Annotated in this window: 18 protein-coding genes; 7 read left to right on the top strand and 11 right to left on the bottom strand. The window is 39.5% G+C overall.

Annotated features, from left to right (window positions below; all coding sequences use genetic code 11):
* Nucleotides 1-37: 37 nt before the first annotated feature.
* Entirely contained in the window at nucleotides 38-628 is a 591-nt protein-coding gene (locus ACFQ4X_RS01435) for a YitT family protein (protein ID WP_379832788.1), read from the bottom strand.
* Nucleotides 629-862: 234 nt separating this feature from the next.
* Between ACFQ4X_RS01435 and ACFQ4X_RS01430 the strand changes: the two genes are divergently transcribed.
* Entirely contained in the window at nucleotides 863-1,012 is a 150-nt protein-coding gene (locus tag ACFQ4X_RS01430) for a hypothetical protein (RefSeq protein ID WP_379832787.1), read from the top strand.
* Between the two features lie 63 nt (nucleotides 1,013-1,075).
* Here ACFQ4X_RS01430 and ACFQ4X_RS01425 read toward each other — a convergent pair whose 3' ends face one another.
* Entirely contained in the window at nucleotides 1,076-1,327 is a 252-nt protein-coding gene (locus ACFQ4X_RS01425) for an HPr family phosphocarrier protein (RefSeq protein ID WP_066286878.1), read from the bottom strand.
* Nucleotides 1,328-1,515: 188 nt separating this feature from the next.
* On the opposite strand from ACFQ4X_RS01425, the gene ACFQ4X_RS01420 reads away from it, so the two are divergent.
* Nucleotides 1,516-1,770, top strand: a complete 255-nt coding sequence (locus ACFQ4X_RS01420; protein WP_379832786.1) for a hypothetical protein — start codon at nucleotides 1,516-1,518, stop codon at nucleotides 1,768-1,770.
* 221 nt (nucleotides 1,771-1,991) lie between these two features.
* Here the strand turns inward: ACFQ4X_RS01420 and ACFQ4X_RS01415 are convergent, their stop codons facing one another.
* From ACFQ4X_RS01415 to ACFQ4X_RS01405, 3 genes are all read right to left on the bottom strand, one after another.
* On the bottom strand, nucleotides 1,992-2,330 hold the full coding sequence (locus ACFQ4X_RS01415) for a VOC family protein (protein ID WP_066286875.1): 339 nt from the start codon (nucleotides 2,328-2,330) through the stop codon (nucleotides 1,992-1,994).
* 702 nt (nucleotides 2,331-3,032) lie between these two features.
* Nucleotides 3,033-3,317, bottom strand: coding sequence for a hypothetical protein (locus ACFQ4X_RS01410; protein WP_379832785.1), 285 nt, complete (start codon nucleotides 3,315-3,317; stop codon nucleotides 3,033-3,035).
* 86 nt (nucleotides 3,318-3,403) lie between these two features.
* Nucleotides 3,404-5,746, bottom strand: coding sequence for a penicillin acylase family protein (locus ACFQ4X_RS01405; RefSeq protein ID WP_379836990.1), 2,343 nt, complete (start codon nucleotides 5,744-5,746; stop codon nucleotides 3,404-3,406).
* Nucleotides 5,747-6,098: 352 nt separating this feature from the next.
* Between ACFQ4X_RS01405 and ACFQ4X_RS01400 the strand changes: the two genes are divergently transcribed.
* Nucleotides 6,099-6,287 (top strand): hypothetical protein, encoded by a 189-nt coding sequence (locus ACFQ4X_RS01400; protein WP_379832784.1) that lies wholly within the window; start codon nucleotides 6,099-6,101, stop codon nucleotides 6,285-6,287.
* A 407-nt stretch (nucleotides 6,288-6,694) separates the two neighbouring features.
* On the opposite strand, the gene ACFQ4X_RS01395 is transcribed toward ACFQ4X_RS01400, so the two are convergent.
* Complete coding sequence (locus ACFQ4X_RS01395; RefSeq protein ID WP_379832783.1) at nucleotides 6,695-7,324, bottom strand: hypothetical protein; 630 nt, start codon at nucleotides 7,322-7,324, stop codon at nucleotides 6,695-6,697.
* Between the two features lie 412 nt (nucleotides 7,325-7,736).
* Between ACFQ4X_RS01395 and ACFQ4X_RS01390 the strand changes: the two genes are divergently transcribed.
* Nucleotides 7,737-7,820, top strand: coding sequence for a putative holin-like toxin (locus ACFQ4X_RS01390; RefSeq protein ID WP_226536613.1), 84 nt, complete (start codon nucleotides 7,737-7,739; stop codon nucleotides 7,818-7,820).
* Nucleotides 7,821-7,970: 150 nt separating this feature from the next.
* Here ACFQ4X_RS01390 and ACFQ4X_RS01385 read toward each other — a convergent pair whose 3' ends face one another.
* Complete coding sequence (locus ACFQ4X_RS01385; protein WP_379832782.1) at nucleotides 7,971-10,112, bottom strand: ATP-dependent Clp protease ATP-binding subunit; 2,142 nt, start codon at nucleotides 10,110-10,112, stop codon at nucleotides 7,971-7,973.
* Between the two features lie 460 nt (nucleotides 10,113-10,572).
* On the bottom strand, nucleotides 10,573-11,109 hold the full coding sequence (locus ACFQ4X_RS01380) for a BsuPI-related putative proteinase inhibitor (protein WP_379832781.1): 537 nt from the start codon (nucleotides 11,107-11,109) through the stop codon (nucleotides 10,573-10,575).
* Between the two features lie 148 nt (nucleotides 11,110-11,257).
* On the opposite strand from ACFQ4X_RS01380, the gene ACFQ4X_RS01375 reads away from it, so the two are divergent.
* From ACFQ4X_RS01375 to ACFQ4X_RS01365, 3 genes are all read left to right on the top strand, one after another.
* A complete protein-coding gene (locus ACFQ4X_RS01375; RefSeq protein WP_379836988.1) occupies nucleotides 11,258-12,601 on the top strand; it encodes an FAD-binding oxidoreductase in 1,344 nt (447 codons plus the stop codon).
* Nucleotides 12,602-12,664: 63 nt separating this feature from the next.
* The gene (locus tag ACFQ4X_RS01370; protein ID WP_379832780.1) at nucleotides 12,665-12,985 is read left to right on the top strand and encodes a YbjQ family protein; all 321 of its coding nucleotides are present in this window, start codon (nucleotides 12,665-12,667) and stop codon (nucleotides 12,983-12,985) included.
* Complete coding sequence (locus ACFQ4X_RS01365; RefSeq protein WP_379832779.1) at nucleotides 12,982-13,212, top strand: hypothetical protein; 231 nt, start codon at nucleotides 12,982-12,984, stop codon at nucleotides 13,210-13,212. Before ACFQ4X_RS01370 ends, ACFQ4X_RS01365 begins: the two co-directional genes overlap by 4 nt.
* A 162-nt stretch (nucleotides 13,213-13,374) precedes the next feature.
* Here the strand turns inward: ACFQ4X_RS01365 and ACFQ4X_RS01360 are convergent, their stop codons facing one another.
* From ACFQ4X_RS01360 to ACFQ4X_RS01350, 3 genes are all read right to left on the bottom strand, one after another.
* A complete protein-coding gene (locus ACFQ4X_RS01360; protein WP_379832778.1) occupies nucleotides 13,375-15,063 on the bottom strand; it encodes a methyl-accepting chemotaxis protein in 1,689 nt (562 codons plus the stop codon).
* Between the two features lie 246 nt (nucleotides 15,064-15,309).
* Entirely contained in the window at nucleotides 15,310-15,750 is a 441-nt protein-coding gene (locus ACFQ4X_RS01355) for a chemotaxis protein CheW (RefSeq protein ID WP_379832777.1), read from the bottom strand.
* Nucleotides 15,751-15,900: 150 nt separating this feature from the next.
* Nucleotides 15,901-17,646, bottom strand: coding sequence for a metallophosphoesterase family protein (locus ACFQ4X_RS01350; RefSeq protein ID WP_379832776.1), 1,746 nt, complete (start codon nucleotides 17,644-17,646; stop codon nucleotides 15,901-15,903).
* Between the last annotated feature and the right edge of the window lie 67 nt (nucleotides 17,647-17,713).

Raw genomic sequence — 17,713 nt, 5'->3', positions numbered from 1 at the left:
GCAAAAAAAGGGTGCGGTTTTTATAACCGTACCCTTTTTACATATATTGCTTCGCTTTTTTCTGAAATTGTGCAGTTCTGACATAGTCAATGATCTTTGTACTGATCCACTGACATATGACAGCAAACAAAATAATCGAAGCTCCAACGGTTAGAGCAGTGAAAAGCAGCACGATACTGTTGATCCAGAATAAAATAATACCTGGTTTCTTGCCTGTCCACTTCGCAAAAATCAAAGCAAGAATATCCATTCCTCCAGATGAAGCTCCATAACGGAACAGTATACCTACCCCTATTCCAAAAATTAAAGCACCATAAATTACATCAAAAAGTATATTATTTACAGGATTTTGAATCAGAGAAGCCAGCCAATCAACCGTTATTGAAGTTATAGCCACACAATATATCGTCCACAATGCCGTTTGTTTTCCAAGCTTCTTTACTGCAAGCAGCAGTAATCCAAAATTAATAATCCATAATGTCATGACTAGTGGTATCTGAAAGAAAAAATCGTTTAAAATCGCTATGCCTGCGACTCCGCCTGATGGAACAGCGTGTGGAAATAAAAATACCGCCATCGCAAGTCCTTGTAAAAAAGCCCCGATTGTTAACCAAATTACTTTATGCAAACTTTATCCCTTCTTTTCCTGAAGCGTCGTTTCAACTATCCATTTTAGACTCTTCTCATCGGATTGCAAGGGGGATTGCATGTATTCAGTTTTGATTTTGAAGTTTAATCAAACATATTTCGATATGATTGTGCATAGGTTTATTTTAATTTCTCCTTTTTAGAGGAATAGGGCCCTGTTCATCTCTTTTGCGGAAATAACACATTTTGAAACAGCAGAAAGGTGGACAATATATTGAGTCATCACAATTTAAGTGATATTAAAGCAATTGAACAAAAAGCAAAAGAAGAACATAAGGATGCAGACCTGGCACGATCAGCTGTGCAAGAAGTCCTTTTGCAAAAACTAGTCCAAACAAGCAGAAGCGGCAAAGATAAAAAATAAAGAAGGCTGGCTTGGAAGGACGCTTCCAATAAGAGCCAGCCTTTGACTTTTTGACTTAACAAACTAATTTAAAACTTTGGTTCCTAAACTGCGCAGTGCATCAACTGCTGTCCTGCTGTTTTCGCCATGTGCAGAAACACAGCAAACTCCTTGCATCCCATTTAATAAGCTCATGCTCAGCTGACTTTTTGCATTAATCCTAAGTGCGTTGCATTCCAAATATATCTGGCACTTTTCAAACTCATTTGCCTTTATTACCATTTCCTGAATCCAAGCTGGTTTAATTTTTTCCTGAATCATAAAGTACGTCTTCATTTTATATTCCCTCTTTTCAATCCGCCTCATTTTAATCGTACAGATAAAATGTAAACTCCGTTTAAACACTGTGTAAGATTTTTGTGGCTTATCGTTTTATCTTTATGAGAGAAATGAAAAATAATGGTATGAAAAAAGCACTAAATTGCAACATTATGTGTAGAACTATCATTTAAGGAGTTATTACAATGGCGTACTATATTGCATGTGATTATGATGAACCCGACCGTCAGACGTACAGGGGAATCGTTATCATTGATACTTTAACGAATGAAGTAGCACACCGCTTCTACTCGGGTAATTTCGATCATGATTTTCAAGAGTATCAAAGCTGGCTCGAAGATACTGAGCCCTATTATTATGAAGGAGAAAGTCTATTGAATTACATTGGAGATCTGCATGATCCTTCCCTCAATGAGGGTCCTGATATTTACCTCTTTTAAATAACTGATGTTTCGCAATCCTTGTTGTTTTATGTAAAGCAGAGGGACTTTGAGCGAAAAAGGAAGATTTTGAGCGAAAATAAAGGCAGTTTGAGCGTAGCAAGAAAATCTTGAGCGTAACTCAATAAGTCTGAGCAAACGCGTAATAAATATAAGAACACGTACCGTAAAGAGCCAAATAAAAACGCCAGAAATGGTTTACATCCTAGCGTGTTTTCAGTTTAATCTTTATTAGTAAAATCGATAATGCGGATCGGGTTGCCTGCCTCATCTTTATAGATCGCATATCTTCCTGGAGGAATGCTGCAAGGTGTTTTAACAAAATGGAGCCTTGTTTCGTTGTCATCATAGAATTGATCAACACTGTCAACAACAAATACTCCGCCTGGTCCAAGTTCCAGTTCATCTTCTTCAATCATTAACTGAACTTCACAATCAGGCATAGATAATCCCATCACTTGATTGCCTTCACGCCAGGCTTCAGTCATTCCGAGTCCTTCATAATATCGTTGAGATTCTTGTAAATCTTTTACCGGGTGAAACAAAAATGCCAGCTTCATTCCCAAACCCCCTCGTAAAAAACTCTATAGTATGTCTTAAATTGTATTCGTATCTAGTTTGTTTATACGTTACTTTCCATCTATGCTATTTATTTTCCTGCCATACAGTGAAAAATGATAAAAAAGGCTTTTTCCCAAAACTTTTTTCTCTTAGTAGTTGTAATGTCCGCATCCAAAAATGGTGAAGACTTATAAATTTTTTTGAGGACTTATATAAAAATTTGAAGACTTATAAATTTTTTTTGAAGACTTATAAGTGCTTGTTTAGGACTTATAACGGTTTCATTTCTGTTTTTTGAACCTCATCTATTAGTAGTTACTCGGCTCAACTTTATTTCTTTTATGTAACCAGCGAGTATTTTCTATAACAAAGCTTTTTAACAAATAAAAATCAGGAGAAATATGATTATTCTCCTGATTTTTATACTCCTTTATCTTTTTAAAAGGTACTTTCTAAAAGATTGTTACTTTTGATTCTTTTATGTTGAGACACTTCGTTGACAATTTTTTTTGAGAGCAAGGTACGAGACTCTTGCGGGACAGGTGAGACCCCGTCATTGGGAAGCGATAGGGAGGCTCACCGCACGCCCCGCGGAAAGCGAGCAGCCTGGAGCGGAAATCAACCACTTCCAATAGCAACAAAGTTTGCGAAAACAGCCTTTAAAAAAGACTGACCTTTTAAAAAGTCAGTCTCTTCACTAATTAGTAATATGGATACGGCGGATATGGCGGGTAAACAGGATAGATTGGATATGGGCGTGGTGCCAATGCTAATCCAGCGATGGTTCCAAGTGTTAGACCTATTAGAGCAGGAGCAAAGAAACGGTCGTTGCTCTCATCCTGCTGGTCTGAACTATAAGGCAGAATGTATGCCTTTTTCTCATCTACATGCTTTAAGACACCGTGATACCTCGTTCCGCAATGGCAATCGATATAGACAGATCTGCCAATATACCGGCGGCACAGGTGGTACGTGTGGTATGACAAAGGGTAAACCTCCCAGCTTGTTTTTGCCTTTCTCTACACCATATGTCCAACCATGTATTTTGACAGAGACAAGTGTCCTGCTGCTGTTAATTTTCTTCAGATGGCTGTAAAACGAGGCGTCTGCTTTCTTCCTCTTTTTTCGTTTTTAATTCTGTAATATGGTACTTGCCAGTTGCCCAATCTTTTACTTGATCGCTATACCATGGACTTAGGACATGCCCTGATTGACCTGGTCCTACTACATGATATGCCTTTGATGTGTCAGACATATCGATGACCATTCTCCACGCGCCGCCATGAGTAATGTTTCCTGTTTCACGATTCCAGCCAGCTACTCCGACTGTAATACGGCTGCCTCCCATCTCTTCTGTATCTGGGTTAAACAAAAGATTCAAAGGTTTAATAGCAGCTAATGGATGTTCGAAGGTTAGAGAATGAAATTTGCCCCATCTCCAATCGGAAATTTCTTCTCCATATTTATCGGAGAGCTCTGTGATCATACTTGAAAAGGATTTCTGAGCTACTTCTTCCAGACCGCCATTCTGTTCGATCCAAGGTCCAGGAGTCCCTTCATATGCTTTTCTAATAAGCTCATCAACTATTTGTTCCCGTCCGTCAAACATCTTCATCATTTCTTCACTGATCTCATCCTTAAAGAGTTCATTACTGAACGATTCCATCCAAATATGAAAAATAAGAGGAGCTGCACTGTCCTTACTGTCATTTTTGTTCCATTTTTTCAAGGCTGTTACGACTTCTGTTTCTTTATCTGATAACGGTTCGTTCATTACCTGTTCTAAAAGAATCGGAAGCATTTCCTCAGCTTGTTTATTCGCCTGGTCGAACTGAAGAGCTTTCATATCATCTATCGTCAATTTTTGATTTGTTCCTAGCACTTCAACGATTCTTTTCTGTCTGTAAGGCTGTGCGAAAGTGTCTGATATGTGATAAGGATACGAATCAGATGCTACTTTGTTGTTAGCTGTTGCAATAAACCCTTTTTCGGGATTTACGGTTGTCGGGAGCTTATCCCAAGGGATATATCCGCTCCACTCATATTGATCCGTCCAGCCTGGTACAGGAAGTGACGTATAATCTTGTTTCCTTATCGGTATAAGACCATTTGCCTTATATGCTATTGTTCCATCTGTGCTCGCAAAAACAAAGTTTTGAGCAGGAGTGTGAAATGATTCTAGAGCCTTTTCAAACTGCTGCCAATTTTTTGACCGATTCATTTGAATGACAGCTTCTAATTCCTTTGATGGCTGAAGGGCTGTCCATTTTAAAGCTAAAGCTGTTCCCGGTTTATCTTGATGAGCAAATTCTGAGATCACCGGTCCGTGCCTTGTGATCACAACTTCATGCTCGACATCGGGTTTATCTTTCACTTTAATTACTTCCTTTATCACATCGGCTTTTTCCCAGTTGGCCATGTACTGAAATTCATAAGGATTATCAGGATTCCTCTTTTCTACATACAATTCCTGAACATCAGGGCCAACATTTGTTACACCCCAAGCAATTTGTTTGTTATGACCTACAATAATTCCTGGAATCCCTGCAAAGATAACACCGCTCACTTCATAATCTGGTGCTGTTAAATGTGTCTGGTACCATATTGATGGAGTTCCAAGCTGCAGATGCGGGTCGTTTGCCAGCAATGGTTTACCCGATTCTGTTTTACTCCCAGATACCACCCAATTGTTGCTGCCATTGTGAAAGTTTGGAATCACTGCATCTGCGAAACTTTTATCGAAATCAAGACCGCTCACTTCTAAATCCTCTAATATAGACGGGGCGTCAGCCGGATAACCTGGGAATAGATCCAGTGCTTTTTCTTTTGAGAATTTCTCCATTAAATAGTAGCGAAAAGCTTGCCCTTCCCAATGTCCACCGAGATCAAAAGCCATATATTTTCCGATTACCAGTGAATCGATAGGTGTCCATTTTTCAGGTTTGTAGCCAACCAGCAAGAATTCAATCGGCAAAGTATTTTCCCCTTTTGCCTGGTCCATATAAGCATTTACTCCATCTGCATACCATTGAAGGTATTGTTTTGTTTCAGAAGAATATTCGCTATAGGAATCTTCAGCCGCTCTTCTCAATCCAAGGGTCCTGAAAAATTGGTCACGCGGAAGTGTTTTTTCCCCAATGACTTCACTTAGCATCCCAGAAGCTTGTCTTCGGCTAAGATCCATTTGAAACATCCTGTCCTGCGCGGTTACATATCCCTGAGCCATAAATAGATCCTTCATAGAGTCTGCCTTAATATGCGGAACACCATGACTGTCTCTGTACACATCTACTTTTGAAGTCAATCCATTTAAGACAAGCGTACCATTTACTTTAGGTTCACTTTTTTGCAATAAAAAATATGCCGTACCAGCTGTCGCTCCTAAAATAACAATAAGTGCTGCTCCCATAATCATTAAACTCTTTTTCCAAGATATCCTTTTACGAATGCTTTTCCTCTGAAGTGCTCCGTCCACACAGATCCCCCTTTATCTGACAAACTACCTATTTAAATTCTCCGAAAGAATGGTATTACCTGTGAAAAAAGTAAGAAAAGTACAAATGCAGAAGGAATCTACGATACTTTCCGCCTGATTTTCTTATAAACAGACAGAATTTTCAGAAATATGTCGAATGTATCAACAAGCAGTTTATTATGGAAACACTTCGTTGACAAGTTGATTGGAGCTGAAGGATGCGAGCACGTGTGAGCGGAAATCAATTACTTCCAATAGCAACAAAATATATATATAAAAGGAGAGATTTATAATGGCTAAACTTCTAGTAGATTTTGAACTCAGCCATGGCCAGGAGAAAGTCACTCAAGGCAATATTGTTATTGTGAATATCAACCCTGGAAAATCGAATCTCCATGATCAAGTAAGGAAACTGATTGCTGAACAATTTAATTGCTCTGCCGGAATCATTTCTATCAAAGAAATTAAAATGAACACATAGACGAAGAGATTCGGGTTTTTTCAATAGATTGTTGCTACTGAGAGATTATGACGAAGTTCTTCAATGAAAAGTTAATTGGAGTGGAAGGACGAGACTCCTGCAGGATGAGTGGGACAGGAGAGACCATTTAATGTCGCATGGCGACAAATGGGCTCACCGCACACCCTGCGGAAAGCGAGTCCTGCAGCAGAAATTAACCTCTTTCAAAAGCAACAAATTTTACGAAAACGGCCAAATAAAAAAAGAGGTGCTTAATCAAAAGCACCTCTCTATGTATAGGGGACTTTATTATCTCACCTATACCAAGGTAAAAAAAGTTCCATAAGTCATATAACGGTCGACCTACTTCCATACCTTTTATCGGTAATTTTTAAAAAGAAAGGCCACGCTATAAAACTTTTGGCATGTTAGAAATGAGAGCAAATAATACTCTCAATCTCGTCTTCTTTCATTTTTCCTGAAATCCCCGGAGTTTCTGCAAAATATTTCACAGCCTCTTCACAGCTCAATCCTATCTGACTGAGTCCCTTTGCGATTGTCGTCAAATAAGTTGCTGGCGGCGGATTTAGGTTCTGCTCATTAAGATCCAAATTACATGTGAATGTGACCATGGGATAACCTTCTTCCTCACCTAGATAGACCATCCTGCTGTACCATCCTGATCCAAAATGAATATACCCTTTCTCAATTACTTCTTCCAGATCTGCCTCTATTTCATCACAGCTGTTTTCTTGTGCCGTCACATCTAGGAACTGCTCAACTGTAACCAGATATTTTCTTCCATATGTTTTATATTTCTCATTTTTTTCGTGACCGATAAAAGCTACTCCACCCTCGCCCCATTTTGTACGTTCTCTTGCAAAATATAGAGGGAATGGCAGAACAGCTTTTCCATTTTTCAAAGGCATCGCTGGATTTCTGCAGCCTCTTTCTTTTTGTGATGAACCTTCAGGCTGATCGCCAAGAATGTAGCATAAAAAGCGATGCTCCATCAGATTTGATCCATAACTTACATACCATACATAAGATGTATCCAAACCTTTTTCCTCCTCGAAATTTTCCTTGAATAACTGTCATGAAGTCCCCGTTTTTTTTATACATTGGAATACACAAGGGGGATTGAATAAAATGACTAGAAAATGTTTAGTTGTCTTACTTGGTGTGTTCATTTTCCTTCTGACTCTGTTTATTGCTACTCCCGTTATATAAAACAGAATTGTATTATTTCTAGGTAATTCTGACCATTTGAAATTGATATAGAAATTATGAATAGAAATTCTTCAGGATAATATTAGGAAAATAAACCTATTGACCTAATTCAATTTATTAGAAATAGTTATTCCGATTCTTGTACGAATAACGCATTCGGGATAAAATGGAAAACATACAATACTTTTCCTTCTCTAATTCTTGTACGAGTCTTGCCTATTATAAAAAGGGGGGATTGGGATGACGGTATTTGAAGCAATGTCGCTCATGATTGGTTTTTCAATGCTTGTTCTTACCATTATCCGCTCCAAAGACAACTCCTAAGAATAGAGAGAAGTTTTTTGTTTAGATTATGCCATGCAGGCGCATGGCTTATTTTTTCGGGATATACCATCTATGTAATAGAATTACCTTCTATTTAAATTGTAAAACAAAAACCTTGCTGGAGATATACTCAAGCAAGGTTTTTCTGTTTTACGCTTTTTTCACTATTATTTGTCCATCGACAACATTTACTGCCAGCTTTTCTACATTTTCTTCATCTAGAAGTACGTCAGCAATCTTATCTTCGATGTGTTCTTGAATGATGCGGCGGAGCGGTCTAGCACCAAATGACGGGTGGTACCCTAACTTCGCCAGTTTTTGCTTAGATGCAGATGTTACTGTTAAAGTAATATTTTGTTCTTGCAGCTGTTCAGACAGTTCTTTAAGCATCAGGTCAACAATTTTCACAAGATGTTCTTCTTTTAATGATTGGAATTGAACGATGCTGTCAAAACGGTTAAGGAACTCAGGTTTAAAATATCCGCCTAATGAATCAAGGATGTGAGTTTCTTTTTCCAATTGTTCAGCGTTAAATCCAAGTTTCTTTGTTTGTTTAACAGATGCTCCTGCGTTACTTGTCATGATGATTACTGTATCTTTAAAGCTTACTGTACGCCCTTGGCTGTCTGTTAATCTTCCATCTTCCATGATTTGAAGGAACATGTGCTGAACGTCAGGATGTGCTTTCTCAATCTCATCCAGTAATAGAATGCTGTATGGTTTGCGGCGCACCTGCTCTGTTAATTGACCAGCCTCTTCATGTCCTACATATCCTGGAGGTGAACCAATCAACTTAGAAACTGCATGTTTCTCCATGTATTCACTCATGTCCAGGCGAATCATGCTGTCTTCATCCCCGAAGAGCTCTTTCGCCAATGTCTTCGTTAATTCAGTTTTACCAACACCAGTCGGTCCTACAAACAAGAACGATCCGATTGGACGTTTTTTCGCTTTTAGACCTGCACGGCTTCTGCGAATTGCTTTTGCGACTTTTTCTACCGCTTCTTCTTGTCCGATAACTTGTGATGATAACTTTGAAGCTAGCTCTTTCATTTTAGATTGTTCATCATTTTGCAGCTTGCGAACCGGAATTCCCGTTTTGAGTTCTACAATGTTTTGAATATCTTCAACTTGAATGATTGCTTCGTTTTTATGTTCTTCCTGTGTCTTCAGTTTATCCTCGAGCATTAGTTCTTCCTGTCGCAGTTTCGCAGCTAATTCATAATTCTCATCAGCAGCTGCTTTTTCTTTCTCTTTTACGATCTCTTCCAATCTCTCTTCAATGGAAGACTTTTCAATCTTAATGTGCTGAAGATTGCTCTTTGAACCTGCTTCATCCATTAGATCAATCGCTTTATCAGGTAAGAATCTGTCCTGAATATAACGGTGTGACAGCTGGACACATGCTCTTAAAGCATCTTCAGTGAACTTAACTTGATGATAGTCTTCGTATCGAGGTGACAGACCTTTTAAGATTTCAATCGCTTCATCTACTGTAGGCTCATTGACGATGATCGGCTGGAATCTGCGCTCCAGTGCAGCGTCTTTCTCGATCTGGCGGTATTCTTTAATTGTAGTTGCACCAACCATTTGAAGTTCACCGCGGGCTAGTGCAGGCTTTAAAATGTTCCCGGCATCCATTGAACCTTCTGCCGAACCTGCTCCTACGATCTGATGGACTTCATCTACAAACAGAATGACATTTTTTCGCTTTTGAAGTTCAGCAATCAGCTGCTTCATACGCTCTTCAAACTGGCCTCTTACCCCTGTATCTGCTACTAATGAAGCAACATCTAACAGATAAACTTCTTTATTTAACAGCTTACCCGGTACATTGCCTTCTACAATCTTAGAAGCAAGTCCTTCTGCGATTGCAGTCTTACCGACACCAGGCTCACCAATTAGTACCGGATTGTTTTTTGTACGTCTGTTCAATATCTCAATCACACGGCGCACTTCTTTTTCACGCCCGATAACAGGATCAATAATGCCTGCTTTAGCAGCGTCCGTTAAGTTACGGCCGAATTTATCCAAAAAGCCTCCGCCGCGTTTTTCTTTTTGAGTTTGCTGATGCTGATGATTGTCTTGATCAGAAAATGCCTGACCACTCATCATTTGCTGAAATATATCATCGAAAGAAGAGAAGTTCATGTTCATTCCTCCCCCAGTATTCATCTCTTGTTTTACTTTATGGTAACAATCAGAGCAAAGTACAAATTGCTTCTTCTCTTTATTCATGGAAATACTCATTTGGATTGTAGCAGGATTAACTTCACATTGTTCACAACGCATATTTGTAACCCCCTCAAATTATTTTATTTAGTTTGCGATACATGCTTTGCAGATCATAATATTTGATGAAAGTTTGACTTTGACTTTCTTTGACCTTTCATCTTTATTCATATTATACTTTGACCTTTTTTGACTTTCAAGTATTTTGTTTTTTCATTGAATTGAAGAAGTTGATTTCCGCTCCAGGTACTCGCTTTCCGCGGGGCGGGCGGTGAGCCTCCTCGCGCTTTGCGCCTTTAGGAGACTCACCTGTCCCACTTCATGGAAGTATTCTTGCTCCTGCGTCTACAAGTAAATGCTAACGATTTGAGCTTCCTCGTCGCATGCCTAGCGAGAAGCTTCTCATGTAATAGGCACGCACCTTACGCTCCAATCAACTTGCCAAGGAAGGGTCTTCACAAAAATCTTTTAGAAAGGAAAAACAAAAAGAGATGAGCTCTTAACTCATCTCTTCCCCAATTTAGTTCCAATTAAAAGTAATTTTTTGACGATAATCTTCTGTTTCGCCTTTTGGAGTCAGCCAGACTTCTAATTCATATGTTCCTGCTTCTAAATCTTTTACTAAAATGTCCTGTTTAAACGTATCCGCCTGCTTTAACTTTAAAGAAGATAACACCTGCATAAACATATGGTTTTTCGAATACTGGTAGACGATTTTGCCATTCTTGTCCTTGATCACGTAATCAAACTTCTGGCTTGTCGAAAATTGAAATACTTTTTCTTTCTCTGTTTGATTTTTCAATTCATAACGAAATAAAATTCCTTTTTCATTTTGCGGCTCTAACACTTTAATTGAAGACTCAATACTTCCTGCAACGATTCCATTCTGGTCTTCTTCAGGACGATCTTTCTTTTGATTTTGTTTCCCATCACCCATCACCGACTCTTCTCTCCCCTCAGATTGGTTCGGGCTGTCAGTCTTTCCGCAGCCCGTTATGGCTATTGAAATACATATTGTTAAAAGTATAACACTCAACACATTTGTGCGTTTTGTCACGATGATCACCTCATCCGTTAGTTTGGGCATATTTGCTGATTTTCATGTTTAGAAAGGATTTTTGGATATGTTTATGTAAAATAGAACTATAACAACAAAAGGGAGCGTGTTTTTCTTGAATATTGCACAAGCGGATCTTTTGCTCGAAATGAAAAAACGAACATCTGAAAAACGTGCCACACAAAATGAAACAATCCTTAGACAGCATAGCAGTGATGAATCTTACCACAGTCCTGTATTGCCTGATGTAGTAGTATACCCTTCTTCAGCAGAAGAAATTTCATCTATTATGTCATTCGCAAATGAAAACAAAATTCCTGTCGTGCCTTTTGGCGCAGGCTCCAGCCTGGAAGGTCATTGTATTCCGGTTAAAGGAGGTATCTCTCTTAACTTTCAGGAGATGAATGAAATACTTGAAATTCGCCCTGATGACTTTTTAGTAAAAGTGCAGCCAGGCGTTACACGTACTCAGCTGAACCTTGCTCTAAAAAAATATGGGTTGTTCTTCCCTGTCGATCCCGGTGCTGATGCAACCATTGGCGGTATGGCAGCAACGAATGCAAGCGGAACAACAAGTGTTAAATATGGAATCATGCGTGATCAAGTCCGAAACTTGCAAGTTGTTTTAGCAGATGGACAAATTATTCAAACCGGCGGGCTTGCGGCAAAGTCATCAGCGGGCTATCACCTGACTGGCATGTTTGTAGGTTCAGAAGGAACACTCGGGGTTTTTACCGAAATAACCTTAAAAGTATACGGAATACCTGAAGCTTTGCTGGCAGCACGATGTACGTTCCCTTCTGTCCAGTCAGCAGTTGAAGCAGCTTCTGCCGTTCTTGGGTCTGGGACAGGAGTAGCGCGTATTGAGCTAGTTGATGAGCGTTCTATTGTCCAGGTAAACAACAATAGTGATACTTCTTATACCGAAGCACCTACACTTTTTTTAGAATTCCATGGAAACCCTGCAAGCGTTACATATGAAGCTTCTCTTACAAAAGAACTTTTAGAGAGTTTCGGAGGTGTAGAATGGGTAGAGGAACGAGATTCCAAAGCACGTGCAAAACTTTGGGAAGCACGTCATCATTTAGCTTATGCATTTAAACACGGCTACCCAGGTAAATCCATGATGTTCACGGATGTCTGTCTTCCTTTGTCTGAATTGTCAGGAGCAATTGTTCACGCAAGAAAAACGATGGATGCAATCGGTGTGCCTGGAGCAGTTTTGGGCCATGTGGGAGATGGAAACTTTCATGCTATCCTGATGTACGACCCTTCACTATCAGAAGAACGGGAAAAGGCGGACAAGGTTAATTCAAGTATAGTGGAGTACGCCTTAAACAAAGGCGGCACCTGCACTGGTGAACATGGAATCGGCATTGGAAAAGCGAAGTATCTGGCAAAAGAACACGCAGATACCTTGCCTATTATGTCAGGGATAAAAAAACAATTGGACCCAAATGACATTTTGAATCCAGGTAAAATCATAGTATAGATAATGAAACTATAGGCTTGTATTTTTCGTTTAAAGAAGTATTAAATTTAGGGGGATATCATTATGATCGTTGTCACGACAGAAAACATTAAAGGGTATGAAATTAAAGAAGTTAAGGGATCTGCATTTGGTATTGTTGTACGTGCCCGCGGAATTGGCGGCGATATCATGGCTGGACTTCGAGGAATTTTGGGCGGCGAAATCAAAGAATATACAAGCATGCTTGAAGATGCTCGTAAGCAAGCGGTTGACCGCATGGTGAAAAACGCATCTGAAATGGGTGCTAACGCAATCGTAATGATGCGCTTTGACTCTGGTGAAATGGGCAACAACATGAGTGAAATTGTCGCTTATGGAACTGCCGTTGTTGCTGAAAGACAATGAATTGGATAAATATTTTAATCGGATGGCAAGTGCTCTCCATTCTAGTGCTAATCGTTCTTGCGATTTTATCTTGGCTTTATTACGATAAGCGTTATAAAAAAAGCGAGACCAAAGTCCCTTCAGGCTATATTTGGACCGAAGAAATATCAATTGATCCATCAACGGGCAAAAAAGAACGGGTCTATTATAACCCGGATACTGGAGACAGGTTTTATAAAGAAGAATAGTGTTAAAAATGCTGGCTGTAAGGTGAATTGCCTTACTGAGCCAGCATTTTTTGTTGTTTGGATTGTGATGTTAGGTTTTATAATCGACCTGGAAGGATTTATGAGCGCCATACGAATGTTATGATAAATTAAAAACCGCCTGAATTGGCGGCTTCTTTCATCTTAAACTCTAAACTTATTAATTGTTTCGTTCATTTCTTCTGCCAGCTGCGAAAGTGCATTTGAAGATGACGAAATCTCTTCCATGCTTGCAAGCTGTTCTTCTGCAGATGCAGAAACTTCTTGTGTAGAAGACGCTGCTGTTTCAGCCATTGATGAAATTACATCGATCGCTCCTGCAACATGCTCTGTACTAGCAGACATTTGCTGAGTGGCTGCAGATACTTCTCCGACTTGATTCGACACTTCTGCAACACTATCATACAGACTCTTGAATGCTTCACCAGAACGGTAAACAAGCTCACGTCCGCCTGTTACTTCCTCTGTTCCGCTTTCCATCGCCTCTACAGCTTTCTCTGTCAGTTCTTGAATCGCAGTGATAAGCTGGCCGATTTGCTGTGCTGATGCAGAAGATTGCTCTGCAAGCTTTCTTACTTCATCGGCAACTACTGCAAACCCTCTGCCTTGCTCTCCAGCTCGTGCAGCTTCGATCGCTGCATTTAATGCAAGCAAGTTCGTCTGACCAGAAATGTCTGTGATAACATCTACGATTTTTGTGATTTCTTGCGATTGTTCCCCTAAATCTTTTACTACCTGAGATGTATTTGTGATTGATGCATGGATAGCATCCATTTGCCCAACCGTTTCCTTGATTGTTTCATTGCCGCCTTCAGCAACAGAAAGGGATCTCGATGATGACTCTGACATGTTCTGCATGCTTACTGCTATTTGCTGAATACCAGCAGATAATTGATTCATCGCTTCAACAATATCTTCAACTGTTCGAACTTGTTCCTGTGACCCGCCTGCAACTTGCTGAATAGTACCTGCAATTTGTTCAGTAGCAAGGCTCGTCTGCTCGGCGCTTGCTGTCAATTCTTCTGAAGATGCAGCCACTTGTTCAGATGTTACTCTCACTTGTCTGATAAGGCTGGCAAGGTTCATCCCCATATGATTGATTCCGTCTGCGAGCATTCCGATCTCGTCTTTATTTTTCACTTTGATCGGATCCATTGTCAGATCGCCATCTGCAATTTCATTTAGCATATCTGCCATTCTTATAACTGGACGTGAAATATTTCTTGAAATGAAATAGCCAATTAAAAGAGCAGCGATTACAATAACAATGCCTAATATTGTTACTAATGTAACGACAAATTTTTCTTGAGATTTAACTGTGATCTCACCCTCATCCATAAGATTAGCTTGTCTTTGAGCCATTTCTGCTGTGACATCACGCATTTCTCTTCCTATTGGAAACAGTGAACTTTTTGCATATTCATTTGCCGCTTCCATGTTGCTCATGGAATTCTGCAGCACTCTTTCAGATTCTGTACGATAATCGTTGTTTAGGTAATAGATTTTTTCAAGTCTTTCCTTATCCGCATCAACCTTAACCAATTTCATAGTTGCATTAACTAGGGCATCTATTCGATCCGTAGATTCCAGCAACTTTGCTTTACTGTCTGATGACTGCTCAAGTAAATACTCACGCACACTATTGTTTTGGATTGTAGCATTCAGCTCAATCTCTTTCGCATTTTCATGAATGACTGCTCTTCTGTCTAAAAGCTCGCTATATGTATTCTGCATGTCTTTTAAGAAATAAAAGAAAATACCGCATGTCGCAGCGAACAACACGGAAACGATTAAAAATGAACCTACTAATTTTTTTCTTAATGTTAGTTTCATGTGTCACCTCTTCTTAAATATTGGCTGTTTTCGTAAATATTGTTGCTATTAGAAGATGTTCATTTCCGCTCCAGGATGCTCGCTTTCCGCGGGGCGTGCGGTGAGCCTCCTCACGCTTTGCGCCTTTAGGAGTCTCACCTGTCCCGCTTATCCCGCTGGAGTCTCGCACCTTCCGCTCCAATAAACAAGTCAAAGAAGCGTATTCAACAAAAAATGTTCAAATGCAACGATATTTTAGAATTGAGCCTAAAAATTTCTATTATTAAAAATCACCGGGCAGTTTAAAACGACAATCAGACGTTCGTTATGTTTAGCCACGCCTTGTATCATCGAATCTTCTTTTTGTGCAAAGCTTCCTGGAGTCTGAATCGATGCTGTGTCAATATCAATGACATCTGTTGCTGCTTCAGTCAGCAGGCCTAAAAAGTTATCATCCTTTTGCAGAACAACAATTCTTGAAGAATCCGTCCTTAATGACTTTTGGTTTTCAATCAGCTGTCCGAAATCAATTATCGGAATAACATTGCCTCTTAGATGAATAACCCCTGAAACTTCTTGAGGCATCTCTGGCATTGGTGTAATCTCCATAACACGTTCAATGGAAGCAACATATTGAATCGGCAGACCAAATTCTTCATCTCCGTTTGAAACAATAACAATTTTCAAAGTTTGAGTGCTAAGTGACATCTCACTTGCTCCTTTTCTAGGTATTTCGGCTTAACGATTAGTCTCAAGTCCCATACTTCTTATCGGTTAAAGATTGATTTTATTTTAGTTTTTAAATATGAAAATGGAAAAACCGCCCAGGCATTAACCTAGGCGGTTTTAGATTTCATTTTATCGAGTTAATTCAATATTTTTCGTGCTGTTAGCAGGCACGGTGATTTGTACTTCTACAAACTGCTTCGTGCCATAAAGCTGAGTCTCTATTATTTCACCTGCTGATGGAGTATAAGTCCCTTGCTTCATATAAAATGGAATGTTTACTGTTACAGGTTTATTTAAACGATTAGTCAAAGTCGTTGTTTGTGTAACCTGTGATCCATCATTCGGCAGCTTAAAGGCATTCTCAAATGAAACTACTCCCGCTGATGTGTTTCCATCTTGATAAACAGGCATCGATTTATCCGGACCTTCAAACACGTAAGAATTGAACTTATCTGCTGCTGCATCTTTTTCAAATAAGCGATAACCTACCCAAGGCTTTGCGGATAATTCGATCGATGCAGTTGTTGAATATAAAATTCCGTCTTGCTCTGTAACGTTATCGATATGTGTGTGGCCATGAAGTGAAATATCAACATCGTTCTGTTTCATCACATCAATCAATTCGTGTGACCCTTCCCCATGCCATTGCTGGTCATATTCTATACCAAGCTTTTCACCTTTTAAAAGTGTGCTTAAATCTTGCGGGTCATGTTTAGCATCATACTCTTTCCAGTACTCCTCGACATTTGGATCAGTCGATGGCCAGATGTCCCTGTCACGCCAGATTGGATTATGATGGGAAAACAATCCTGAAGTCTGACCTTCCTGAGCAGTTGCCTTGTTCTCTGCTAAGTCTTTTTTAATCCATTCCATCTGCTGATTCCGGATTTGGCCGCCCCATGTTGGCACTGAAACGGTTCCGTGCCCTTGACGGTCAAACTTATGCCAGTCATATGAATTATATCCAATCATATGTGCATATGGACCGTAATCAAATGAGAAATACTGTGGTCCAAAGTATTGTTCCCAATATTTTGCCCCATCAGCTAAAGTTGCATCTTGGGCATAATAATCATGGTTTCCTGGAACGATGTACACTGGGACATTAAATTGTTTCAGCATACGGTACGTCTCTTCATATTCATAAATATATTCTTGAGGATTCATCTGACCGTACATTAAATCCCCCGTCATCACAACAAAATCAGGTTTTAACAGGTTTACCTGCTTAATTGTTTTTTGCAGATAAAGCCATCTTTTTGATTTATCTGGATCCCACATTCCTGCTTCTGCTGCATTAGCAGGGTCTGCAATATTTCTTGGAGATCCAACATGTATATCAGTTAAATGCATGAATTTAAAATCTTTTTTATACTCTTTAACAACTTTTACTGAATTCGGTTCGTCATCTGTAATTCGTGTACCATCCCATGTATAAGAAACTTCCAGGTCAAAAAGTTCCTCAGGTACATCTTCTGGAATCGTTACTGTGACTTCATAAATAGAAGAGCTGTCTTTCCAATGGGAAGATCCTTTTTGAACACTCTTAACAGGAAGGTTATATTTTCCTTCCACCTGTGCAGCTTCGGTAGGGTTAAGAGAAATGTCCCAGCCTGCTGGCTCTTTTCCTTTAGAATCTACTTTAACGGTAAGTTCTGATCCATTTTTCTTAATAGCTGGTGTAGCCATAAGAGGGTAAATAATATTTTCGACTTTTGGATCAAGTGAAATATTTGGTACCTCATCTAAATAGTTCGTTGTATTCCCTATTCCGCCGTCTTTTTTATCAACGCTTGTTAAAGCGTTAGCATGTCCTGCAGGAATTGATAAAGCAGAAGCTATTGCAAAAGCGGTTAGCTTTGTTTTCCATCCCATGTGCTGCACTCCTTTCAATATATGAAACAACTTTCATATTAAAAGTAACAGCACAAAGTAAACTTAA

This window comes from Fictibacillus halophilus (genome assembly GCF_042680145.1).
GTDB classification, from domain to species: Bacteria; Bacillota; Bacilli; order Bacillales; family Fictibacillaceae; genus Fictibacillus; species Fictibacillus halophilus_A.
The sequence above is the reverse complement of the archived record's forward strand: the minus strand, read 5'-3'. Positions and strand labels throughout refer to the sequence as shown.